Annotated in this window: 22 protein-coding genes and 3 pseudogenes; 18 read left to right on the top strand and 7 right to left on the bottom strand. The window is 63.9% G+C overall.

Annotation, left to right across the window (positions count from 1 at the left end):
* The coding region (locus AC1DMS_RS31350; RefSeq protein ID WP_478182124.1) for a hypothetical protein at nt 1-511 on the top strand (511 nt) is incomplete at its 5' end.
* A 123-nt stretch (nt 512-634) separates the two neighbouring features.
* On the opposite strand, the gene AC1DMS_RS31345 is transcribed toward AC1DMS_RS31350, so the two are convergent.
* A complete protein-coding gene (locus tag AC1DMS_RS31345) occupies nt 635-1,504 on the bottom strand; it encodes a helix-turn-helix domain-containing protein (protein WP_015866091.1) in 870 nt (289 codons plus the stop codon).
* Between the two features lie 185 nt (nt 1,505-1,689).
* On the opposite strand from AC1DMS_RS31345, the gene AC1DMS_RS31340 reads away from it, so the two are divergent.
* The 3 genes from AC1DMS_RS31340 to AC1DMS_RS31330 all read left to right on the top strand — a co-directional run bounded on the left by AC1DMS_RS31340 (nt 1,690) and on the right by AC1DMS_RS31330 (nt 4,761).
* Nucleotides 1,690-2,559 carry a fumarylacetoacetate hydrolase family protein gene (locus AC1DMS_RS31340; protein WP_015866090.1) on the top strand — a complete coding sequence of 290 codons (870 nt, stop codon included), beginning with the start codon at nt 1,690-1,692 and terminating at the stop codon, nt 2,557-2,559.
* Between the two features lie 11 nt (nt 2,560-2,570).
* Nucleotides 2,571-3,359 (top strand): alpha/beta fold hydrolase, encoded by a 789-nt coding sequence (locus tag AC1DMS_RS31335; protein WP_015866089.1) that lies wholly within the window; start codon nt 2,571-2,573, stop codon nt 3,357-3,359.
* Nucleotides 3,360-3,420: 61 nt separating this feature from the next.
* Nucleotides 3,421-4,761 (top strand): amidohydrolase family protein, encoded by a 1,341-nt coding sequence (locus AC1DMS_RS31330; RefSeq protein WP_015866088.1) that lies wholly within the window; start codon nt 3,421-3,423, stop codon nt 4,759-4,761.
* A gap of 371 nt (nt 4,762-5,132) precedes the next feature.
* Here the strand turns inward: AC1DMS_RS31330 and AC1DMS_RS31325 are convergent.
* Both AC1DMS_RS31325 and AC1DMS_RS31320 read right to left on the bottom strand, forming a co-directional pair.
* Nucleotides 5,133-5,279 (bottom strand): annotated as a pseudogene (locus tag AC1DMS_RS31325) (helix-turn-helix domain-containing protein); the annotation flags it as partial.
* Between the two features lie 81 nt (nt 5,280-5,360).
* Nucleotides 5,361-5,693, bottom strand: coding sequence for a hypothetical protein (locus AC1DMS_RS31320; protein WP_015866087.1), 333 nt, complete (start codon nt 5,691-5,693; stop codon nt 5,361-5,363).
* Between the two features lie 164 nt (nt 5,694-5,857).
* Between AC1DMS_RS31320 and AC1DMS_RS31315 the strand changes: the two genes are divergently transcribed.
* Genes AC1DMS_RS31315 through AC1DMS_RS31300 form a run of 4 tightly spaced genes read left to right on the top strand, consistent with a single transcriptional unit; the run spans nt 5,858 to nt 10,164 of the window.
* The gene (locus tag AC1DMS_RS31315; protein ID WP_015866086.1) at nt 5,858-7,018 is read left to right on the top strand and encodes an enolase C-terminal domain-like protein; all 1,161 of its coding nucleotides are present in this window, start codon (nt 5,858-5,860) and stop codon (nt 7,016-7,018) included.
* A gap of 44 nt (nt 7,019-7,062) precedes the next feature.
* Nucleotides 7,063-8,202 carry a M24 family metallopeptidase gene (locus AC1DMS_RS31310; protein ID WP_015866085.1) on the top strand — a complete coding sequence of 380 codons (1,140 nt, stop codon included), beginning with the start codon at nt 7,063-7,065 and terminating at the stop codon, nt 8,200-8,202.
* Between the two features lie 38 nt (nt 8,203-8,240).
* Nucleotides 8,241-9,680, top strand: coding sequence for an amidohydrolase family protein (locus tag AC1DMS_RS31305; protein ID WP_015866084.1), 1,440 nt, complete (start codon nt 8,241-8,243; stop codon nt 9,678-9,680).
* Nucleotides 9,634-10,164 carry an amidohydrolase family protein gene (locus tag AC1DMS_RS31300; protein ID WP_150106903.1) on the top strand — a complete coding sequence of 177 codons (531 nt, stop codon included), beginning with the start codon at nt 9,634-9,636 and terminating at the stop codon, nt 10,162-10,164. The genes AC1DMS_RS31305 and AC1DMS_RS31300 overlap by 47 nt, the downstream gene beginning before the upstream one ends.
* Here AC1DMS_RS31300 and AC1DMS_RS31295 read toward each other — a convergent pair.
* The 3 genes from AC1DMS_RS31295 to AC1DMS_RS31285 are packed head-to-tail and all read right to left on the bottom strand — an operon-like array spanning nt 10,129 to nt 12,416.
* Nucleotides 10,129-11,166 carry a CobW family GTP-binding protein gene (locus AC1DMS_RS31295; RefSeq protein WP_015866083.1) on the bottom strand — a complete coding sequence of 346 codons (1,038 nt, stop codon included), beginning with the start codon at nt 11,164-11,166 and terminating at the stop codon, nt 10,129-10,131. The genes AC1DMS_RS31300 and AC1DMS_RS31295 overlap by 36 nt on opposite strands.
* A 1-nt stretch (nt 11,167) precedes the next feature.
* Nucleotides 11,168-11,617: a RidA family protein gene (locus tag AC1DMS_RS31290; RefSeq protein WP_478080776.1), complete on the bottom strand. Its 450-nt coding sequence runs from the start codon at nt 11,615-11,617 to the stop codon at nt 11,168-11,170.
* A 52-nt stretch (nt 11,618-11,669) separates the two neighbouring features.
* Nucleotides 11,670-12,416, bottom strand: coding sequence for a GntR family transcriptional regulator (locus AC1DMS_RS31285; protein ID WP_015866081.1), 747 nt, complete (start codon nt 12,414-12,416; stop codon nt 11,670-11,672).
* A 243-nt stretch (nt 12,417-12,659) separates the two neighbouring features.
* Here AC1DMS_RS31285 and AC1DMS_RS31280 point away from each other — a divergent pair, with 243 nt between their 5' ends.
* From AC1DMS_RS31280 to AC1DMS_RS31270, 3 genes and pseudogenes are all read left to right on the top strand, one after another.
* A complete protein-coding gene (locus tag AC1DMS_RS31280; protein WP_478080777.1) occupies nt 12,660-13,604 on the top strand; it encodes an ABC transporter substrate-binding protein in 945 nt (314 codons plus the stop codon).
* 11 nt (nt 13,605-13,615) lie between these two features.
* Nucleotides 13,616-14,440 carry an ABC transporter permease gene (locus tag AC1DMS_RS31275; RefSeq protein WP_015866079.1) on the top strand — a complete coding sequence of 275 codons (825 nt, stop codon included), beginning with the start codon at nt 13,616-13,618 and terminating at the stop codon, nt 14,438-14,440.
* A 34-nt stretch (nt 14,441-14,474) separates the two neighbouring features.
* Nucleotides 14,475-14,960, top strand: a pseudogene (locus tag AC1DMS_RS31270) (ABC transporter ATP-binding protein); the annotation flags it as partial.
* 225 nt (nt 14,961-15,185) lie between these two features.
* Here AC1DMS_RS31270 and AC1DMS_RS31265 read toward each other — a convergent pair.
* A pseudogene (locus tag AC1DMS_RS31265) lies at nt 15,186-15,260 on the bottom strand (hypothetical protein); the annotation flags it as partial.
* A gap of 19 nt (nt 15,261-15,279) precedes the next feature.
* On the opposite strand from AC1DMS_RS31265, the gene AC1DMS_RS31260 reads away from it, so the two are divergent.
* The 7 genes from AC1DMS_RS31260 to AC1DMS_RS31230 form a co-directional block, all read left to right on the top strand.
* Nucleotides 15,280-16,368, top strand: coding sequence for an NAD/NADP-dependent octopine/nopaline dehydrogenase family protein (locus tag AC1DMS_RS31260; RefSeq protein WP_015866077.1), 1,089 nt, complete (start codon nt 15,280-15,282; stop codon nt 16,366-16,368).
* Complete coding sequence (locus AC1DMS_RS31255) at nt 16,365-17,255, top strand: dipicolinate synthase subunit DpsA (protein ID WP_015866076.1); 891 nt, start codon at nt 16,365-16,367, stop codon at nt 17,253-17,255. The genes AC1DMS_RS31260 and AC1DMS_RS31255 overlap by 4 nt, the downstream gene beginning before the upstream one ends.
* Nucleotides 17,252-18,598: an amidohydrolase family protein gene (locus tag AC1DMS_RS31250; RefSeq protein WP_015866075.1), complete on the top strand. Its 1,347-nt coding sequence runs from the start codon at nt 17,252-17,254 to the stop codon at nt 18,596-18,598. Before AC1DMS_RS31255 ends, AC1DMS_RS31250 begins: the two co-directional genes overlap by 4 nt.
* Before the next feature lie 2 nt (nt 18,599-18,600).
* Nucleotides 18,601-19,275 (top strand): hypothetical protein, encoded by a 675-nt coding sequence (locus AC1DMS_RS31245; RefSeq protein WP_015866074.1) that lies wholly within the window; start codon nt 18,601-18,603, stop codon nt 19,273-19,275.
* A gap of 1 nt (nt 19,276) precedes the next feature.
* Nucleotides 19,277-19,471, top strand: coding sequence for a 2-hydroxymuconate tautomerase (locus tag AC1DMS_RS31240; RefSeq protein ID WP_015866073.1), 195 nt, complete (start codon nt 19,277-19,279; stop codon nt 19,469-19,471).
* Nucleotides 19,471-20,460 (top strand): isochorismatase family protein, encoded by a 990-nt coding sequence (locus AC1DMS_RS31235; protein ID WP_015866072.1) that lies wholly within the window; start codon nt 19,471-19,473, stop codon nt 20,458-20,460. The genes AC1DMS_RS31240 and AC1DMS_RS31235 overlap by 1 nt, the downstream gene beginning before the upstream one ends.
* Before the next feature lie 102 nt (nt 20,461-20,562).
* The coding region (locus AC1DMS_RS31230; RefSeq protein ID WP_478182123.1) for a Rossmann-fold NAD(P)-binding domain-containing protein at nt 20,563-20,948 on the top strand (386 nt) is incomplete at its 3' end.

The raw sequence follows: 20,948 nt of genomic DNA, 5'->3' as shown, positions 1-20,948 counted from the left end.
GACGTGCTACCTGCAGATCTACAACACCACGCGGTTCGATGTGCTGGACAGTGCGCCTTACCGGGCAGCCCTGGCGAGCCAGACCGAGTGGTCGAATCACCACATTTCCCGATTCATCGCGCCGACGCGCGTGGTCGGACGCCTTGTGCACAGCGCGGGGGGCGCGCGAGGCGTCGCAGTTGCACTGATGCGACTTCGGCCGTCCGGCGATCCGGCCATGATGCCGGCGCTTGCGGGCGTTCTGGAAGTGCTCGACCAACCGGGCACGGCTTCGATCCACTTTGTCGAGGCCGATGCTGGCCTTTCCAGGCCGGTGACGGCGGATTCGGGCTACGTGGGCAGCGAGGACTGCTACGTCCTCGTCGAGTGCACCAGCGAGGCCGCTGCCGGGAAAATCATCGCCCGACTGGGAGCGCCGGTGCAGAAGTATGGAGAACTCATCGACGCGCGAGTTTTCCGGTATCGCATGGACGTCAACGCATCGACGCTTGCAAGGCAATCGCTGCGCTGATTCACGCCTCGTTACCGGTGCGCTGATTGATGGGCAGCCTGCAATTTGCACATGACGTTCTTGACCGAACGACGTCGCAGAATTGCGAAGAGATTGACTTACATGGCATCAGCTTCGGTTCGCCTAGAAGCCCTGCCTCTCGCGCGGAATTCCTGTGACCGTGACAGGTGAAGGCGCGCGCGTGGCCCGCTTGAAGATCGACGGCGAAATCCCGGTGTGCTCCTTGAAGAAGCGCGAGAAGTTCCCCGGCGCCGAAAAACCCAGGTCGAGCGCGACGTCCGTGAGCTCGCCCCCTTCGCTGACACGCCGCATCGCCTCCTCGACGCGCACGCCGCTCCAAAACACCTGCGGGGTCGTGTGCAGTTGATCGCGGAACAGCGCGAAGAAGTGCGCGCGCGACAGGCCGACCTTGGCCGCGATCTCGTCGATGGTCGTCTTCTCCGAGACATGCGCACGCATGTGGGCGATGGCGGCGCGCAGGCGATGGTCCAGCGTGACGCCGATGCCACCGGCCACGGGCGGCGCTTCGCCGCCCGTCGTGGAAGCCGCGATGGCGGCCTCCAACAGGCGCTCCACCTCCTTGTCGACCTGTTCGCGTCCGGTCCCCGCGCAGATCATCAGGTCCAGCACCCGCCAGCATGAACGCCGCAGCGCGTCGCCGATGGGCACGCGGGGCGACGGAAACTGGAAGCTGCGGTCCTTCGCTTGGCCCAGCGCGTCGAGCCAGTCCTTCTTGATCATGAAGACGATGAACAGGCTCGAACCAGCATGGTCCAGGCGCACCATGTCGTGCGCCTCGAACGCGTTCACCCCCAGCGCCACGCTTTCGCTGTAGTCGACGGTTTCCGTACCAACGTGCGCGCACGCCCGCGCTCCGCCCAGCCAAAGGGCGAGCTGCGTTTCCGAGTGCGCGTGCGACACCAGATTGGCGCTCGCCTCCAGGACGATCGCCGTGCCGAACGCGCCTTCGTGGAGTGCATAGGCTTCCTGCATCTGCGTGCTTCATCGAGGTCGTTTGCGGCGATTGTTCCTCCCCACACCCCTGACCGGCACAGCGCCTCGGGTAAGTCCTTAGGAGCACACCAGACGATTTGATACGCCGTTGGATCGGCCGATAAGCGCGCTCGGCTCGCAATTTCTAAAGTTGGCGCATCGCTAATACACAGGAGCAAACCTTTATGCGAATCGCCACTTTCACGAGCGAAGGTCACCGCAAGGTCGGCCTCGTCTCCGCAGACGGGAAGACCGTCACCCCACTGGAACTCACGCAGGCCCAAGCCGACAGCGGCGTACTGACGCTGATCGAAGCCCTGGCCGAGGGCGGCTCGCTTCCGGAGGCTGCCGGTCCGGCCGTCAACCTGGGCGATGTGGTGCTCGATGCGCCGTTGCCCAAGCCGCGTCGCAACCTCTGGTGCGTGGGCCGCAATTACCACGCGCATGCCAAGGAACTGGCTGCCTCCGTGTTCAAGGACAACATGGCCAAGACCGACGACTGGCCCATCGTCTTCACCAAGGTGCCTGAGTGCGTCGTGGGCCCGCATGACGACGTGCTCGTGCCTTCCGAGGTGTCCACGCAAATCGACTACGAGGCCGAACTGGCGGTGGTCATCGGCAAGGGCGGCAAGAACATCACGCGCGCCGCTGCGATGTCGCACGTGTTCGGCTACACGGTCGTCAACGACGTGACCGCGCGCGATGTGCAGATGCGCCATGGGCAATGGGATCTGGGCAAGTCTTTCGACACTTTCTGCCCCATGGGCCCGTGGATCGTTACGGCCGACGAGTTCGACGGCACCAAGACGCGCGTGCGCTGCTGGGTCAATGGCGAGCTGCGCCAAGACGGCCCGACCGAGAACATGATCTTCGACATCCCCACGTTGATTGAGACTATCTCGCGCGGCATCACGCTGTACCCCGGCGATGTCATCGCTACCGGCACGCCGGCTGGCGTGGGCATGGGCATGAGCCCGCCGCGCTACCTGCGCGCGGGCGACGTGGTGCGTGTGGAGATCGATCGGCTGGGCGCCATCGAGAACAAGTTCGTCTGAGGGGCTGCGCAATGACGACCCAAGTTCTGAATGACCTCACCGTCGAGATCGACGGCGACGGCACGGCACTGCTGTGCATCCACGGGCTGGGCGGCTCGTCGAACAACTGGACACCCGTGTTGCCGGCACTCGGTGGTTTTCGCCGCATCAGGCCCGACCTGCCCGGCAGCGCGAGGTCACCGCTGCCGGCGGATGGCAAGGCCCTGTCGATCGAGCACTACGTGGACGCGATGCTGAGGCTTCTCTCGACGCTCGACGTCGGGTCGGTGCATGTGATGGCGCACTCGATGGGCACGATCGTCGCTCAGCACCTGGCACTGCGTAGCCCTGGTATGGTGAAATCGCTGGCGCTCTTCGGCCCGCTGGCTGCGCCTCCGGATGCCACGCGCTCCAATATCGCGGCCCGTGCCAACGCGGCACGTGGCGGTGTGGCAGCCATGCAGGACATCGCCGATGCCATCGTGAAGGCCGCGACGAGCACGCAGACGAAGGAACAGCAACCGGCAGTGCTCGCGCTGGTGCGCGAGAGCGTCATGCGCCAGTCGCCCGAGGGCTACGCGCAGAGCTGTGCGGCGCTCGCCGATGCAGAGGCGGCCGCGCTCGAACACATTGACGTTCCGACGCTGTTGGTCACCGGCGACCAAGACGTCGTAGCCCCGGTGGCCAACGTTCACGCCATGCAGGAACGCATCGTCGGCAGTCGTCTCGTTGTGCTCGATGAATGCGGCCACTGGACGACTTTCGAGCAGCCGCAGCGCTGCGTACAAGAACTCGAAGCCTTCTATGCGGCGCTCCGCTGAGACGACGCCAGGTCCCCCCTTTCGACAACCCATGGCCCGGCACAAGCCGGAGGAGACAACGATGACCCGTATTGCATTTACCAATGTCCGCATCTTCGACGGCTCGGGCGAAGACCCGTACACCGGCGATCTTCTCGTCGAAGGAAAGCGCATCATGGAAGTCGTTCGCTTTCCGAAGCGCGTGAGCACCGACGACGCGCGCGTGATCGACGGCAAGGGCCGCTTTCTCATGCCGGGCATGACTGAGGCCCACACGCACTTCTCCTGGAACGACCAGCCGTCGCTCGCGGCCATCCAGTTCATGCCGCCCGAAGAGCACATGCTCTGGTGCGTGCGCGTGGCCAAGCGCTACCTCGACATGGGATGGACCTCGGCGATCGGCGCGGCAGCGGCCAAGCCACGGCTGGACGTGGTCTTGCGCAACGCCATCGACGCGGGAGAATTCCCCGGCCCGCGCTACCTGGCGGGCAGCCAGGAGATCACCACCATCGGCGCACTGGGTGACAACACGCTGCCGCACATGAAGTTCGAGGAACTGAGCTTTGGCAGCGTGTGCAGCGGCCCCGAAGAGATCCGTAGGTCGGCTCGCACCTTCATCAAGTACGGGGTCGACCACCTGAAGATCAACTTGTCGGGCGAGTACATCGCAGGCTTGCCGGCGGAGATGTCGCCGTTTGCGGAAGACGAAGTCGCCATGCTGGCGCAAGAAGCCAAGCGCTACGGCAAGCGCATGGCGGCACATGCGCGATCGAGCGAGTCGGTCAAACAATGCGTGCGCCACGGCATCGAGATGGTCTACCACGCGAGCTTTGCCGATTCGGAAGCGCTGGACATGCTGGAGGCGGCGAAGGACCGGCACTTTGTGGCGCCCGGCATCGGCTGGCTCATTCGTACGACCTACAACGCGGCTGAATACGGCATTACCGAGGCCGTGGCGACGCAGATGGGCTACAAGCGCGAGCTGGAGATTGCGTCGGCCTCATTGCGCGAGATGCACAAGCGCGGCATTCGCATCCTGCCCGGCGGGGACTACGGCTTTGCATGGATGCCGCACGGAACCAATGCCAACGACCTCCAGTACTTTGTCGACTACATCGGCATGACGCCCAAGGAAGCGTTGATGGCGGCAACGCGCCTGGGCGGGCAGATCATGCAGCGGCCGGATGAGCTCGGACAGTTGAAGGCGGGATTTCTCGCCGACATCGTCCTGGTCGACGGCGATCCGCTGAAGAACCTGTCGCTGCTGACGGACCCTGCGAAGGTGCAATTGGTGATGAAGGACGGCGTGATCCATAAGGACTGTGCAACACCCGTGCCGTCGCATGCCGCCCTGCACCTCGAAGGCGGCGACACGCCGCTGCGAGAACAGGGTGTCAAGGAGGCTTTGACGGAAATGAACTGAGCGCAGCGGGGTCCGGCTGTTCGCCTATAGACCGCTGCAAGCAGCAGCCTTTGCAGCGCGGCAATCATTGGTTGACCCGGCTTGAAATTCGGCACTCGGCTTCGGGCTGCCTCTAATCCGCGCGGCCACGGTGCTGAGGCAGCGCATCGATGGGGCCGGCCGGTTATGCCGGCAAACGGATGAGTACTCTTTACGTCACCCACTGGAGCCAAGGCCGATGGCAGACGGCACGATGTCGGTCTTCCTCCTGTGGCCACGCCCACTCGGAGGGCTCCTGTGATGCCGATCTTCAGCGAACGCGCATCCTCGTAGATCTTGTCGATGCCAGCCAAAAATACTGTCGCGTGCCGGATCAGAAGCTGGCCCGCACCCGTCGGAATCGGACCTCGGTTTGTGCGCTCGAACAGCCGGCAGCAGAGCATCTCCTCAAGCTCATGCGGCAGCCGGGTCACCGCAGGCTGGCTCATGCCCAACTGGTCGGCCGCTGTGCGGCGAGGGAACCGCGCCGAGCGCAGCAAGCAAACTCAACTGTCGGACCTTGAGCCGGTTCCTCAACATACTCGGCGAAGTAACCGCAGATGGCAGCGGCATTTTTCCAGTCAACAGTTTCGAAGAGGATCAGCAACGATTCGCGAGGTATCGGCTTCCGTCTGAAGATGTCGCTCAAAACGCTCAAGTAGCGTGTGCATGCATTCGCGAGCCGCTCGGAACTCGGCCGAGTTGTTGCGCCTTGCAAGATCGGCCTCGTACGCGGCACGGTTCTCGAAGTAGCACTCCCAACGCACATCCGGCCCCGCGCCCTCCAATTTCCTGAAGATCCGGCCGGCTGGCAATCCCAGTTCCGCACGGACCTGGCTCGCGTGTTCGCGCTGCGCCAGGACGGCCTCGAACTGCCCGGGCAGCGCGTAGTAGTTGGTTATCTCGATGACCACATCTGTCTCCTGAATTGCTGCATCCGCAGCTTGTTGGTCTGCGAATTCTGCGTCTCAGCGCAAGACCCGTTGACACTCGCATAATTTGATCACAAAATGTGATCACAATCAGGTCTTTGCAGATGGGCTGCCAAGACCTGCCTAGAAATCCGAGGAGTTTCTCGATGCCGACGATCCAATCCATAGAAACGTTGCTTGTTCAGCTTCCCACGCGCAGAGAACACAAATGGACCGGCCTGACCGAATCCATCGGCCGTTATCTGCTGACCCGCGTCGTCGACAGCGACGGCCGCACAGGCTGGGGCGAGGCGCCTGCGCTAAAAGATTGGGGCGGCGAATTTGGGCGCTACTTCGGCGAGTCCACGCTCATCGCCAAGACGGTGATCGAGAAGTACCTTGCACCATCGCTGATTGGTGTTGAGCTCGGGAATTTCGCGGAGATGCATGCACGCATGGACGCGGTAATCCGTGGCTATCCGTACGCCAAGGCCGCGGTCGAATTCGCCGCTTACGACGTCACGGGCCGGTGGCTCGGCCTGCCAGTGCACATGCTGCTCGGTGGCAAGGTGCGACCGCGCGTGATGGTGACGCATTCGATCGGCTTGATCCCGATCGCAGAAGCCGAAAAGGAAGTGGCGCAGGTTGCTGCCGAAGGTATCAAGACGATCAAGATCAAGATCGGCGTTGATGCCAAGCGTGACATCGACATGGTGCGGACCATCCGGGGGGCGGTGGGCGACGACATCGAACTGTGCGTCGATGCGAACGAGGGCTATCGAACGCCCGGCGAAGCCATCGCGACGGTGCGTGCGATGGAGCCGTACCGGCTCAAATACGTGGAGCAACCGGTGATGGGCATAGAACGCATCGCGGAAGTGGCGCGGGCCATCGACCCGCCGGTGATGGCCGACGAATCGGCATGGAACGCGCACGACGTGATCCAGATCAGCGAGCGGCGCGCGGCGCAGATCGTATCGATCTACAGCACCAAACCCGGCGGCCTCTACAAGGCCATGGAGGTCGCGGCCGTGTGTCGCGCGGCCGGGATCATCTGCAACGTCAATGGCTCGGTCGAGACCGGCATAGGCAACCTCGCCAACGTCCATCTGGCCGCTGCGGCGCCTGCGGCCACGCTGTCGTGCGTGGTGCCCGTGTCAACGCCGGCTGAATGGCAGCACGGCCAAGTCGGCGGCATCTACTACCGCGACGACCTGATCGTCGCTCCCATGAAGCTCGTCGATGGCGGCATCGAGGTGCCGACGGCACCGGGCATGGGCATCGACGTCGATCTGGCCAAGGTCGAGAAGTACACCGTCCGCGACTGAGCGGCGCCTCGCACTCGTCAACATTCATCCAAGGAAGGTTCCAGATGCGCAAAGCAATCATCGATCGGCAGATCAAGGCGATCGCCGAACACAAGCTCGACGCCATGGTCTCGTGCTCGCCGGAAAACTACGCTTACGCCACTGGCTTCGTCGTCCCGTCGCAGCCACTGATCCGGCATCGCCATGCGATGGCCATCGTGACGGCGAACGGCCGCACCGAACTGTTCTCGGTGGACATGGAGGCCAGCACGGTGAAGCGCCATGCACCGGACGTATCGACCCGCATCTGGGCGGAGTTCACTGACGACGCGATGTCAGTGCTGGCCGATCAGTTGCGAAAGCTCGGCCTTGGACAAGGCCGCATCGGCATAGAGATGGACTACCTGCCGGCGGGCGACTTCGCACGCCTGCAGAAGGCGCTTCCGGAGGCTCGTTTCGAGCACTGCGAGCAGATCCTCGCACGGCTGCGTCAGATCAAGACGCCGGACGAAATCGCCTTGCTGCGTCGGCTCTCGCGCATTGCAGATCAAGCCATCACCGATGCGCTAGCAGCGGTGAAGGCGGGCGATTCGGAGATGGACATCGCCGGACACCTGACGCGCAACGTCTATGCGCTGGGTGCCGAGCACTTCAAATTGATGATCATCGCCACTGGCGAGCGCAGCGTGCTGCCGAACGTCGGCCCGAGCGATCGCAGGCTCACGCCACGCGATGTCTGCCGAGTCGAGATCTTTTCGGTGATCGACGGCTACCAAGCCGGCGTCTGCCGGACCGCCGTCGTGCACGAGGCGCCGCCCCATGCCGAGGCCATCTGGCAGCACCTGGTCGACTGCAAGTACCGCATCATGGAGATGGTGAAGCCGGGTGCCAGCTGCCGCGGCATCTACGACGCTTTCATTGCCAAGCTGGCCGAGATGAAGTTGCCACCGATCTCGTTCGTCGGTCATGGCATCGGCCTGCATCTGCACGAGGACCCCTACCTCGGCAAGACGCCGGTGTTGGGCCGTCCCGGCAGCGACGCCGTGATCGAGGAGGGCATGGTGCTGGGCTTCGAGCCGTTGTGCTATGAAACGGGGCATGGCTTCGGTATGCAGAACAAGGACATGTTGCTGGTCACCGCCAGTGGCTGCGAACTCCTGTCGGACTACGCCAACACCGACAAGCTGCTGGTCGTCAAGGGCTGAGCAGCGGCCCGATAACCCGATCTCGAAAGACACCTGTCATGCGTACGCTCATCGAGCACCTTGAATTCGCCTTCCTCGTCGATGCCAACGACACTGTGTTGCGCAACGCCAGCATCCTGCTCGATGACGACCGCATCGTCGACATCGGTCCGGCCGCCGAGGTGGCGGCGCGACACCGAGGCGAGGCCTTCGACCGCGTCATGGACGGCCGCATGCTCGGCATCTGCCCGGGCTTCGTCGACAGCCATGTCCATCTGTCGGAGACGCTGTCTCGCGCCGTGTTTCCGGACAACTTGAACACGCGAGCCTGGGTCTTCCATTGGGCCAAGCCCTTCTATGCCCACATCACCGAGGAGGACGAGTATTGGGGCGCACTGCTCGGTATCACCGAGATGCTGCGCAACGGTACGACCTGCTTCATCGACATGGGGTCGCAGTACGACCCTGGAATCACAGTACGGGCGATGGAAAAGACCGGTATCCGCGGCGTGACAGGTCGCCACGCTGCGGACAACCCGCCGCCCGAGCTGCCACGTGGTTGGACCGAAGAAATGGCGCGCCATCATTTCTTCCCCAGTGCGGAAGCAGCGCTTGCGGAACTCGAGGCCTGCGTTCGCAAGTACGACGGCGCACTCGATGGGCGGGTGCGGTGCTGGGTCAACATCGAGGGAAAAGAGCCGTGCACGCTCGAACTTCACGTCGGCGCGCAAAAGCTCGCCGAGCGGCTTGGCGTCGGCACCACCTATCACCTGGCGACCTCGATCGAAGAGGCGAAGGTCTGCGAGGAAAAGTATGGCTGCTGGCCGATCACGCGGATTGACCGCGCGGGTGGTATCGGCTCCAACTTGGTGATCGCGCACGGCGCCGCCGTGAGCGACGACGAGGTGGCGCTGCTGGCCAGTCGCGGCGCCAAGGTGGCGTTCTGCCCCTGCTCGTCGTTCAAGCTCGGCAAGGGCGCGACGGCAATCGGCAAGTACCCGGAGATGGTTGCCGCCGGCGTGACGGTGGGCCTTGGCACCGACGGTGTGTCAGCGGCCGGCAACATGAACCTGATGCGGCAGATGCTGATCGTTGCGGGCATGTTCAAGGACGCGCGCATGAAGCCCGATGTGTTCACGGCCCGCCAGGCGCTCCGGGCGGCCACCATCGACGGCGCCAAGGCGGCGATGTGGGATCACGACATCGGCTCGCTCGAAATCGGGAAGAAGGCCGACTTCATCCTGTTCGACCTCGACCACATCGAATGGACGCCATTCCACGATCCGCTGCAGGCGCTCGTCTTCTCGGCATCCACCGCGTCGATCTCGCAGACCTGGGTCGACGGCAAAACGCTCTACAGCGACGGCAAGGTGCACGGCGTCGACGAACCCGCGCTGCGCCAAAAGGCCAGGGAGCTGGCTGCTGCGGCCGTCGAGCGGGCCGGCCTGCACGATGAAAACGTCGAAACCACCACCACGCTCTACGACAACGGCAACTGATGCAACGGATCCTTCGAGGCGCGCGCTCGGCGGCCGGGCGGGCAGCTTCGACGTCACGCTGGAAAGCGAGCGCGTGGCCGCGATCTTGCCGGCCGTCGGCACTGTGAAGCCGCACTTGTTGGCGCTGCCTTCGCTCGTCAATCTGCATGCGCATGCCAATCGCGCTTTCGCGGCATCGGCGCAGCGTCCGCAGCCGCTGGACGCCGCCGGCGACGGCGACATGCTCGAGACCGCCTTCGTCGGCGCAATGGCCTCGCACGTCGATGACCCGGAGGCGCTCACGGCGTTGGTCTGCGGCGGACGGCGGCGCATCGAAGTCGGAGACGTGGCCGACCTGGTGCTGGTTCCGGCCTCGTCGTTCGACGACGCGCTCGCGCGCCGTCCGGGCGGCCGCGTGGTGCTGCGGCGCGGTCGGCAGGTCAGCGCCGCCCCGTTCGACGCCACCTCTTCATACCAGGCTGTGCTCGTAGACGCTGCGCAGTGAGTTTTCGATTGCACGCTGCGTCAGGTCGCGCGCAATGAAAACGATCCAGCCGGGCCGGGCCGATTCGTCCGGCCATGCCGGCAGCCGTTCGATCGGATAGAGCACGTGCTGGACGCCTTGCACGACCACGGGTCGCTCATCGTCGCTGACTGACAGCAATCCCTTGACTCGCAGGACCGCATCGCCCCGGCTTGCGAGCAGCAGCTCCAGCCAGTCGACGAAGTGTGCCCATTCGACCGGCTGTGGCAGCCGCACCGTGAAAGTCTTGATCGCTTCGTCGTGTCCGGGCGCATGGGGAATCGCCGGCATTCGCAGCGGATCGTCGTCCGACGCGAGCTGCGCAGGGACGACCGAACGGCGCCATTGGGCATCGATCGCTTCCAATATCTCGGCTGCGGGCAGCTGTTCCTTGCGCGAGATCTTCAGGCTGGCCGACGGATTCCTTGCCCGGAGCTTGTCCAACAGCACGGTGCAATCGGATTCGTCGATCAGGTCGGCCTTGGTCAGGATCACCCTATCGGCGCAAGCGAGCTGCTGCCTGGCTTCGCGATGGCGAGTCAAGGTCTGCTCCGCATTCACGGCATCGGCAGTCGTGATCACCTGGCCCATCCGGAACCAGGGGACCAGGCTCTGCTCGCTCAGGATGGCTTGCATGATCGGCGCGGGATCGGCCAGCCCGGTGGTCTCGACGACCACGCGAGCGAAGGCCGGAATCTCGCCGACTCGCATCAGCCCATGCAGCTCGGCCAGCGTAGACACCAGGTCGTCGCGCACGGAGCAGCACAGGCAGCCCGAGCTGAGAAGCACGACGTCTTCGGCGACTTCGCGCACCAGCAGATGGTCCAGGCCGACTTCCCCGAATTCGTTGATGACCACCGCGGTGTCTGCCAGATGGTTGTCGGCCAGCAAATGGCGCAGCAGGGTTGTCTTACCACTGCCAAGGAAGCCCGTCAACACATGGATGGGCACGCGGCCGTCGTCTTTCGAACCGAGGCGGTTCATCTCAGCCGATCTCGAAAATGGCATCCACTTCGACGGCCACGTTGCGCGGCAGCGAGTTGCAGCCCACCGCCGCGCGGGCATGTCGCCCTGCGTCGCCGAATACTTCGACCATCAGGTCGGACGCGCCGTTGATCACCTTTGGGTGGTCGCCGAACTCGGGCGTAGCGTTGACGAAACCGCCCAGGCGAATGCAACCGACCACGCTGTCGAGGCTTCCGCCCAGCGCAGTGCGCAGCTGGGCCAGGATGTTGATGGCGCACAGCCGGGCGGCTTTCTGGGCCTCTTCGATCGACACGTCCTTGCCGACCTTGCCGACGTACCGGTCCTTGCCGTCGGCGGTCGGAACCTGTCCCGCTATGTAGACGAAGGAGCCGCTCTTGCGCGCCGGCACGTAGTTCGCTGCAGGAGCAACCGCCTTTGGCAACTCGATGCCGAGTTGTTCGAGGCGCAAGTCATGTCCTGGCTGTGTCATGCTGTTCAAGCCTTTCATAGTGGGAGGTACCTCAGCTGCCGAAGTAGAGATCGTCGAGCGGGGCCGTCAGGAGGTCGGAGGTCTGCTGGGCACCGAGTGCGGGTGCGAGCGACAAGGCCGTGTTGCGGATGTCGCGCAGCACGCCACGCTTGGCGACGGCGGGCTTCTTTGCCTTCAGCCCTTCGAGTATCTCGACGTGTGCGGAGGCGTCCCATGGCATGTCGGGCGACAGCAGCGACAGGTACATGGTGGGTCCGAACTGCAGCCAAAGCGACTCGATCAGCGGCATGAACACTTCGGTCCCCGACGCCTGGTACAGCGTGAAGTGAAAGCGCTGGTTCGACGAAAGGCAGCCGATCAGATTGCGCTTGGCGATCGCCTCGAGCAATTCCTCGTTGACGGCATGCAGATTGGCCAGCAGGGAGGGCGTGCAATTGCGGCAGGCCATCTCGGTGGCCTCCCCTTCGATCATCTCGCGAACAGCGAATAGTTCGTTGAGCTTCTTGGGGGTCAGGTGCGGCACGCGGACCGATCCGGACGACGTGTCCTCCAGTGCGTTGATCACCACCAGTCGCGTGAGCGCTTCGCGGATCGGCATTGCGCTGGTGCCGAAGCTGCTCGCCAACTTGCGCAGGCTCATCACCTGGCCTGGGACGAAGGCGCCCACCATCAGCCCTCGCCGCAGGCGCTGAAAGACTTCCTCGGGGACGCTGCCGCGAGCCCGTTTGCTGGGTTCTGCGGTGGCCTCGCGTTGCGGGCGTTCGACGGTCTCTTGCATGGATAGCTCTCTTCGGTTCGATGTTTCTTGAGGGGTCCGGGTTAACCCTGTTGGCGCTGATTATAAGTGTGATCACACTCTGTGATCAATGGGCGCCACATGGCTGCGATGTGACGCAACCCTAAGCCCATCAAGCCTCAACGGCAAGCGTCTGTTCCGTTCACCACTCAACGAAATGGCAGGTATTTCATGCGATTCCATCATTCGGGTAGTTCGATGACTTGCAGGCTCAGGGCGGGCGCCTTGGTTGCAGCGTTCGCGTTGGCTTCGTCGGCGTGGGCCGCCGATGAGGTCAAGGTTCGATTCAGCTGGAAGCTCAAGGGCGAATATGCCCATCTCTATCTGGCACAGGAAAAGGGCCTGTACGCCTCGAAGGATCTGGTGGTGCGGATGGGCGAGGGCGCCGGTGCCCCGGCGGCATTGGGCGCATTGCTGCAGGGGCAGGAAGACGTGGTTGTGATGCCTGCGATTTTTGCAGCTTCCGCCATCCAGAAGGGCATGCCGGTCAAGATCATTGCGCTCTACCAGCCGAAGACCCCGGTGGTGCTGATCTCGCAGATCGACAAGCCGGTGTTGAAGCCGAAGGATCTCGAAGGCAAGTCAATCGCGCATTCCGTGGGCGAGACGGGCACCTCGTACCTTTCGGTTTTCTGCGCGGTGAACCAGATCGATTGCAGCAAGGTCAAGAAAGTGCAGATGGACGCGCAGTCGCGCGTGCCGCAGTTCCTGCAAAAGCAGGTCGACGTGGTCAGCCTCTACAAGAACAACGACCTGCCGGTGATCGAAGCACGTGTGGGCACCAAGTTTCCAATGCTCGACCTGGCGCAGTACGGCCTGGCGATCCCTGGTCTGGCCGCGGTCTCCAGCAACGCCCTGATCGCAAAGAAGCCGGACGTCCTCAAGCGCTACCTGGCAGCGGTCAACGAAGGTATCGACGCCACGCGCAAGGACCCGAAGGCCGCCACCGCCGCCATCGCCAAGGCCTGGCAGGGCGGGCCATCGGCCGATGTAATCGAAGCGCAGGTGCGAGCCACGATGGAAGCCATCGAGACCCAGTCCGGCAAGCCCACGGGCTGGACCGACCCGAAAACCATCGTCCAGGCGCTCGAGTTACTGAAGACCGATGAATCCATCGGAACGCCCAAGCCGACCGAAACCTTCTTCACCAACGATCTGCTGGCGCAGTGAGTCGAGGCCCCATGACTGAACTCAAACATCCCCCGTTCGTCGCCATGCCCGCTGTTCGCATCGTGAAGAAGAAGCCACCGCGGATCAACCCGCTCGAGCGCTATGCATCGTTGCTTCTGGCGGTGGCGATTCTCCTGATCTGGCAGTTCGCGGTTCCGCTGGCCGGCCTGTCGGAGTTCGTGCTGCCAACGCCGCTGGCCATCGCAAAACGAATGGTCACCGACTTCAACTTGCTTGCGACCCATTCCTACGTCACGCTGCTCGAAGTGCTCGGGGGCTTCCTGCTCGGCGTGCTGATAGGTATCCCGCTGGCGCTTGCGATCTTCTATTCGAAGGTCTTCGAGCGTGCCGTGTATCCGCTGCTGGTGGCGTTGCAAACGGTGCCGAAGATCGCATTGGCTCCACTGCTCGTTCTATATCTTGGCTATGGCTGGGCACCAAAGATCAGCCTGGCGTTCCTGATCTCGTTCTTCCCAATCGTGATCTCGACCGTGGTCGGCCTTCAGTCGCTTGACAAGGCACTCGTCAACATGGTTCGCTCCATGGGTGCGAGCGAGTCGCAGACCTTTTTCAAGGTGCGTTTGCCGGCCGCGCTGCCGAGCATCTTCGGCGGCCTGAAGGTGGCGATCTCGCTGGCTGTGATCGGCGCAATCATCGGCGAGTACATCGCCGCCGAGCGCGGCCTCGGTTATCTGCAGCTGCAGGCGAACTCGCAATTCGATACCACCCTCAACTTCGCGACCGTCGTCACGATCTCGCTGATCGGCGTGCTGCTCTATTTCGTCCTTGCCATTGTCGAGAGCAAGGTTTCGTTCCACCGTGAAAGTGCCAAATGATGAAGAACGACATGAATTGTTGGAAGAGGCTGTCATGAGCAGTGCCGCAACCGTCACCATCGAAGGGGTGTCCAAGTCTTACGAGGTGCGCGCCGGCGACGACGTGCTCGCACTCGACCGTGTCGACCTCGACATCACCCCCGGAAGTTTCGTGGCCATCGTCGGCCCGAGCGGCTGCGGCAAGAGCACGTTGCTGTCGCTGCTGGCCGGCCTGACACCGGTGTCCTCGGGCCGCCTGAGCATCGACGGAGACCAGGTGTTGAAGCCTCATCCCAAGGCCGGCGTGGTGTTCCAGTCCGACCTGCTCCTGTATTGGCGCAGCATCCTGGACAACATCCTTCTGCCCATCGAGATCAAAGGCCTCGACCGCAAGGCGTACGCCGATCGCGCGCGCGACCTGCTGGTTCAGGTCGGCCTCAAGGGCTTCGCCGACAAGTTTCCATCCGAGCTGTCGGGCGGCATGCGCCAGCGCGTGGCGATCTGTCGCGCGCTCATCCAGGAACCAGGCCTCCTGCTGATGGACGAACCCTTCGGCGCACTCGATGCACTGACGCGCGAGCAGATGATCATGGACCTGCAGACCATGTGGATGAGGCTCGGCAACACGGTACTCTTCATCACGCACGGTATCGACGAGGCCGTGTTCCTGGCCGACCGCGTGATCGTGATGTCGCCGCGGCCCGGTCGCGTCGACCTCGATCTCACGATCGACATTTCGCGGCCGCGGCGTTGGAGCGGCATTCATGAGAACCCGGGGTTCCAGCAATTCGTGCGCCAGGTGCGCGAGGTGTTCGAGGCCCAAGGCGTTCTCGTCGCCCATTGACCGGAGCGATCAAGCCATGAAGATATCGATATTGGGTGCGGGCGCCGGAGGTGCTGCGGCTGTGGCCGAGCTCACGCAGGCCGGCCACGAAGTCGTGCTGTGGAACCGGTCCGCCGAAACGTTGGCGCCGTTCCAAGCCTTGGGCGGTGTGCGCTATGCCGGCGTGCTAGGCGAGGGCATCGCGCGGCCCCGACTGATTACTGCGAACCTGGCCGAAGCCGTACGGGGCGCCGACGCCGCGGTGGTGACGCTCCCGACCTTTTCGCATGCGCCCGTGGCGCGCGCGCTCGCCGACGCGGGCTGGCCGGCCGACCGGCCGGTGGTGCTGAATCCTGGTCACACCGGCGGCGCACTGGACTTCGCCCACGCCTATCGCAGCGTGCGTGCCGACCTGCCGCCGATCGCCGAGTTCTCGACGTTGACTTACGTCGCGCGCAAATACCAGCCCGACAGCGTCACCGTGTCCGGCCGTGCCAAGCAGGTGCGGGCGGCGGCACTGCCGGGTGGCGACGCCGCGTTGCGGACGGCGTGCACCTTGTTTCCCGGGGCGTCACCTGTCGCGGACGTGCTGGCATCGGCGCTGGCGAATGCCAATTTGGTGCTGCATCCGCCCGGCGCCGTTCTGGCCGCGGCGTGGGTGGAAGCCACGCAGGGCGACTTCACCTTCTACGTGCAGGCCATGACGGCCGGCGTGGCGCGCACCATGCGCGCGTTGGACGACGAGCGGCTCGCGGTGGCCGCCGCCTTCGGTCATCGGTTGCCCAATCTTGTGGAGGAGATGAAGCTCATCGGCACCGTCGAGCCCTCGGTCACCGACACCCAAGATTTCGTGGCCGCGATTGCGGGTGGCGAGGCCAACAAGCGCATCAAGGGGCCGGACTCGCTGCAGCACCGCTACTACCGCGAGGACTTCGGCCACGGCCTGTTGCCCTTCCTTGAGCTCGCGGCCATTGCTGGCGTTGCCACGCCGGTCGCGCAGTCGCTGTTCACGCTGGCGCAAACGCTGATTGGTATTGATTACCGCCAGGGTGGCCGCAGCGCCGAGGCGATGGGCATTGCCGGCCTTTCCAGATCCGAACTTATTCAACGTGTGAGGCCATCATGAACTGGAATCAACTCGTCATCGCCATCGTCGGCGGCGACCGCCGCGAGCAGGAGATCGCGCGCTGCGCCGTGGCGGCCGGCGCCGAGGTGCGCGCCTATGGCTTTCCCTGGCCTGAGCAGGGACTTGCCGGGGTGCGAGCTTGCGACAGCGCGCGAGAGGCGCTGGAAGGCGCCGACATTGCGCTGTTCCCGATCCCTGGCATTGCGCCCGATGGCGCGCTGTTCGCGCCGCAATGCGAGCAGCGCATCGTTCCGGACCGCGAGATGCTCGCGGGCATGCGCAAGGGCGGCCACATCGTCCTGGGCTGGGCCGACCCCAAACTCAAGGCGCATTGCGAAGCACTGAGCATCGCCCTTCACGAATACGAGTGGGACGAAGACCTGATGCTGCTGCGCGGTCCTGCGATCGTCGAGGGAATGCTCAAAGTGCTGATCGAGAACACCGACATCACGATCCACCGCGCCAGGATCTGCTTGGTCGGACAGGGCACCATCGGCTCGCTGGTCACCCATACCCTGCTGGCGCTGGGCGCGCGAGTGCATGTTGCCGCGCGCAATGCCGTGCAGCGTGCCGCGGCGCATGCGGCCGGGGCCGAATCTCACGATCTGACAGAGCTGGCGCAGGTGCTGCCTGGCACCGACATTGTCATCGCCAGCGTGCCTGCACGCGTGCTCGGTCGGGAGCTGCTGCAGACGCTTCCCAAGCACGCCTTGCTGGTGGACCTCGCGGCGCCGCCGGGCGGCATCGACCGCGATGCGGCGCAGGAACTCGGGCTCAAGTTCATCTGGGCCCGTGGCCTCGGTGCGCGCGCACCCATCACTGTCGGACGCAGCCAGTGGAGCGGCGTGCAACGACGAATCGAGAACATCCTGAAGGAATCCCAATGAGCGCCGACCTTGTGATTAGAAACGCACGTGTGGTGCGTCATGACGGAGAGTTCCACGGCGGGGTGGCCATCAAGGACGGAAGGATCGTCCTCACGGGCGCCGACAGCGCCTTGCCGAAGGGCCATCGCGAAATCAATGCCGGCGGCCGCGTGCTGATGCCGGGCGTAGTGGACCCGCACTGCCACCTTGGCGTCAAGTATCCATACGCGGAAGACATGCGCACCGAGATGGCTGCAGCGGCTTCGGGAGGAGTCACAACCGCGCTGCTCTATATCCGCAATCTCAAGCCTTCGTACTTGCCGTTTTACGAGGAGCGCAAGGCCATCGGCGAAGAAAATTCGATCATCGATTTCGGTTTTCACTTCGGGATCCAGCGCGAGGAACACATCGCGGAAATTCCCGAGATCGTCGCCAAGACGGGCGTGCGCTCGTTCAAGTGCTACTTCGGCTACGAACCCGACAACCCCATCGGCATCGTGCCGGCAACCGACGGATGGGTATACGCTGCCATGCGCATCCTCGCGAAGATCCCGGGCGGCGTGATCAATGTCCACTGCGAGAACACCCAGATCGCCTCGTGGATGAAGAACGAGATCAAGGCCACAGGTCGGCAGGATCTTGCCGCCTATACCGAGTCGCGGCCAGCCTTCTGCGAGGTCGAGACGATCCGCCGGATGATCTTCCTGGCCGAGCGCACGGGCTGCTCGCTGCACCTCGTCCACACTTCGGTGGGCATGGGGCCGGTGCTGGCCGCCGAGGCGCAGGCACGCGGCGTGCACGTCACGGTCGAGACCTGCCAGCACTACCTGACCCGGACGGCCTATGACAGCGACCTCGACATGCGTGCCAAGATCTCTCCGCCACTGCGCGACAAGGAAGAGCAGGACGGGCTCTGGCGCGGCATCCTGAACGGCTCGGTCTACAGCCTGGGCACCGACCATGTGCCGTTCCTGCCGAAGAAGCTCGAGGATCTCTGGACCGAGTTGCCCGGCGTGGTGTCGTTTCCATGGGAACTGCCGTTGATGCTTCATTTCGGCGTGCATCAGCGTGGCCTGGCATTGTCGCGACTGGTTCAGCTGAACTCGGCAAATCCGGCACGCCGCTTCGGTCTCTGGCCGCGCAAGGGCAATATCGAGGTCGGTTTCGACGCCGATCTGGTGCTGGTCGATCTCGACGAAGAACGCACGGTACACCACACGGGGAAGGGAACCTGCATCTACGAAGGCTGGAAACTCAAGGGCTGGCCCGTGCTGACCGTGTCTCGTGGCGCGGTGGTCTACGAGAACGGCCAGGTCGACGAGAGCCACTTCGGTCGTGGTCGTTGTCTGTCCGTGCCGGCCTAGCCATGGAAACTGGATTCTGCGAACCCCTGATGGGCAGCGTGGCGCCGGCCGTGAGAAGCCTCGCGCAGCGCATCGGCGCCATGCATGCGGCCGCGCGCCAACTTGCGATCCGGCAGCCGCCGCTTCGTGCGGAGCGGTTGTCGGGTATCCACAGCCCGTGGGGGCACGCATCGGCGCTGACGGATGCCTGGTGTTTCCTGGACCTCTGCGAAGACCCGGAAATCCTGGACAACGTCGAGCGGCTGATCGGCCCAGATATCGTGCTGTGGGACACCGAACTGCATCTCGAGGCCGCTGCCTACAGGCGCTTCGTTGAAACAAGGCGCGAGGGACGCTACTGGCCGGCATTGCCGCTGGCGGGCGCCGTGGTGCTGGTTGCGCCGACGGCCGTGCAGAAAGTCTTTTTCCTGTCGCTCGACGCCATTGCACAGAACCTGCCGGTGCTGGACCCCTGCGCGCCGCTGTTCGTGATCCGCTACATGCCGGGCACGAGCCAGTTCGTGCGCGACGGGCGTGCGCTGGCCAACTGGATCGCGATGGAAGAGCAGCCGCTCATCAACTACACCACGCGGCCGCTCTGGCTGGTGCGCGGCGAAGACCGCGCCGGCAACGATTTCGTGACGGGCTTTGCGCCCACGGTCCCCCGCTGGGCCGGCATTCAACCTGAGGAAAACTGACATGCCATTCGTGATCGTCGAGATGTGGGAAGGCCGCACGGTCGACCAAAAACGTAACCTGGTCAAGGCCATTACCCAGGCCATGGTCGACCACGCGGGCTGCAAGCCCGACCACCTGCACGTCGTGATTCACGACACGCCCAAAGAAAGCTGGGGACGCAACGGCGTGCTCGGCATCGACATGAAGGAAAAATGATGGACCTCGACAACCTCGATCCAAAAACCTCGGCGCTGCTGGTCATCGACCTGCAAAACGCATTCATCCACGACAAGGGCACGCTTGGAATTTCAGGCGTCGACACACAGCGCCTGTCGGCGATCGTGCCGGTGCTTGCGGCTCTCATTCCGCGCTGCCAAGCCGCGGGCATTCCAGTGATCTGGACCGTGCAGGAACACTTCGCGGTCGACGCGAGCCGCGCGCACAAGAAGCTCGCGGGCCACACCTCGCGTCGCAAGCAGGTGTCGGCGCTCGCCGGCACCTGGGACGAAGAGATCGTCGAAGAATTGAAGCCTCTGGCGGCCGCCAATCCGGCCTACGTGATCCGCAAGCATCGCTTTGGCGCCTTTTACGAAACGCGCCTCGAGATGATGCTCAAGATGCTGGGCACGCGCACGCTCTTCGTGGCCGGAACCACTGCCAATGCATGCGTCGAAACCAGCATCCGTGAGGCCTATCTGCGCGACTACGACGTGGTGGCACTGAACGACTGCATCTCGGGCGTCAATGCAGAGTGGGAAGAGACGGCCAAGAAGGTCTGGAAGCAGTACTTCTGCGAGATTTCCGATGCGGCGGAGATGCGCGGCTGGATCGACGCGAAGTCCGCGCCTCGCACGCTGAGCTACGGCCACATGCTTCTGATGGTGCAGGACGTGCCGCGCTCGACCTCGTTCTACGTCGACCAACTCGGTTTCACGGTCCGACCCGCAAAGCCACTGGCTGATGGCCGGCCGTTCACGGCCTTCCATCAAGGTGTAGCCATCGTCGGCGGGCGGGCGCCTTCGCACCGGCAGATCGATCACATGGCATTCGAGGTCAACGACGTGCGCGCACTGCGCGACAGGCTGAAGAAGGCGAATATCGAGTTTCAAGAAGACCTGCATGACGGACCGTACGGGCTGACCATTTACGTGACCGATCCCGACGGCACGCGCGTCGAGCTGTACCAAGTAGGCGCGACCGCCTGAGCGTTCGACTTGCTTTTGTCCGCACCGGCGGCTCTCAGGTGACGCGGGAAGCACGGCCGACGCCGTGCATTCTCGTGTCCGGTCATACAACAAGGACATCCTATGCTGATAGGCGTGCCTGCCGAGACAATGGCCGGCGAAACCCGCGTGGCCGTAACGCCCGAGACGGTGAAGAAACTGGCCGCTTCCGGGCACACCGTGCGCGTGCAGTCCGGGGCTGGCATTGCAGCCAGCGTCACCGATGTCGCCTACGAGGCCGCCGGTGCCGAGATCGTCAACATGAACGCCGCCTTCGCGGCCGACATGGTGCTCAAGGTGCGCACCCCCACCGATGCCGAAACCGCGCTCATGAAGCCCGGCACCGTGGTCATCGGCATGCTCAACCCCTTCGATGCGGCCGGCCTGCAGCGCCTGGCCACGGCCGGCCTCACGGCCTTCGCGCTCGAAGCCGCGCCGCGCACCACCCGCGCCCAGAGCATGGACGTGCT

The organism is Variovorax sp. 05T418, from assembly GCF_056396385.1.
This window is presented reverse-complemented; position numbering and strand designations above follow the sequence as displayed.

Coding starts and splice junctions, on each gene's coding strand:
- AC1DMS_RS31345 (WP_015866091.1), bottom strand. CDS start 1,504: ATGCAGGAAGCCTATGCACTCCACGAAGGCGCGTTCGGCACGGCGATC.
- AC1DMS_RS31340 (WP_015866090.1), top strand. CDS start 1,690: ATGCGAATCGCCACTTTCACGAGCGAAGGTCACCGCAAGGTCGGCCTC.
- AC1DMS_RS31335 (WP_015866089.1), top strand. CDS start 2,571: ATGACGACCCAAGTTCTGAATGACCTCACCGTCGAGATCGACGGCGAC.
- AC1DMS_RS31330 (WP_015866088.1), top strand. CDS start 3,421: ATGACCCGTATTGCATTTACCAATGTCCGCATCTTCGACGGCTCGGGC.
- AC1DMS_RS31315 (WP_015866086.1), top strand. CDS start 5,858: ATGCCGACGATCCAATCCATAGAAACGTTGCTTGTTCAGCTTCCCACG.
- AC1DMS_RS31310 (WP_015866085.1), top strand. CDS start 7,063: ATGCGCAAAGCAATCATCGATCGGCAGATCAAGGCGATCGCCGAACAC.
- AC1DMS_RS31305 (WP_015866084.1), top strand. CDS start 8,241: ATGCGTACGCTCATCGAGCACCTTGAATTCGCCTTCCTCGTCGATGCC.
- AC1DMS_RS31300 (WP_150106903.1), top strand. CDS start 9,634: ATGAAAACGTCGAAACCACCACCACGCTCTACGACAACGGCAACTGAT.
- AC1DMS_RS31295 (WP_015866083.1), bottom strand. CDS start 11,166: ATGAACCGCCTCGGTTCGAAAGACGACGGCCGCGTGCCCATCCATGTG.
- AC1DMS_RS31285 (WP_015866081.1), bottom strand. CDS start 12,416: ATGCAAGAGACCGTCGAACGCCCGCAACGCGAGGCCACCGCAGAACCC.
- AC1DMS_RS31275 (WP_015866079.1), top strand. CDS start 13,616: ATGACTGAACTCAAACATCCCCCGTTCGTCGCCATGCCCGCTGTTCGC.
- AC1DMS_RS31260 (WP_015866077.1), top strand. CDS start 15,280: ATGAAGATATCGATATTGGGTGCGGGCGCCGGAGGTGCTGCGGCTGTG.
- AC1DMS_RS31255 (WP_015866076.1), top strand. CDS start 16,365: ATGAACTGGAATCAACTCGTCATCGCCATCGTCGGCGGCGACCGCCGC.
- AC1DMS_RS31250 (WP_015866075.1), top strand. CDS start 17,252: ATGAGCGCCGACCTTGTGATTAGAAACGCACGTGTGGTGCGTCATGAC.
- AC1DMS_RS31245 (WP_015866074.1), top strand. CDS start 18,601: ATGGAAACTGGATTCTGCGAACCCCTGATGGGCAGCGTGGCGCCGGCC.
- AC1DMS_RS31240 (WP_015866073.1), top strand. CDS start 19,277: ATGCCATTCGTGATCGTCGAGATGTGGGAAGGCCGCACGGTCGACCAA.
- AC1DMS_RS31235 (WP_015866072.1), top strand. CDS start 19,471: ATGGACCTCGACAACCTCGATCCAAAAACCTCGGCGCTGCTGGTCATC.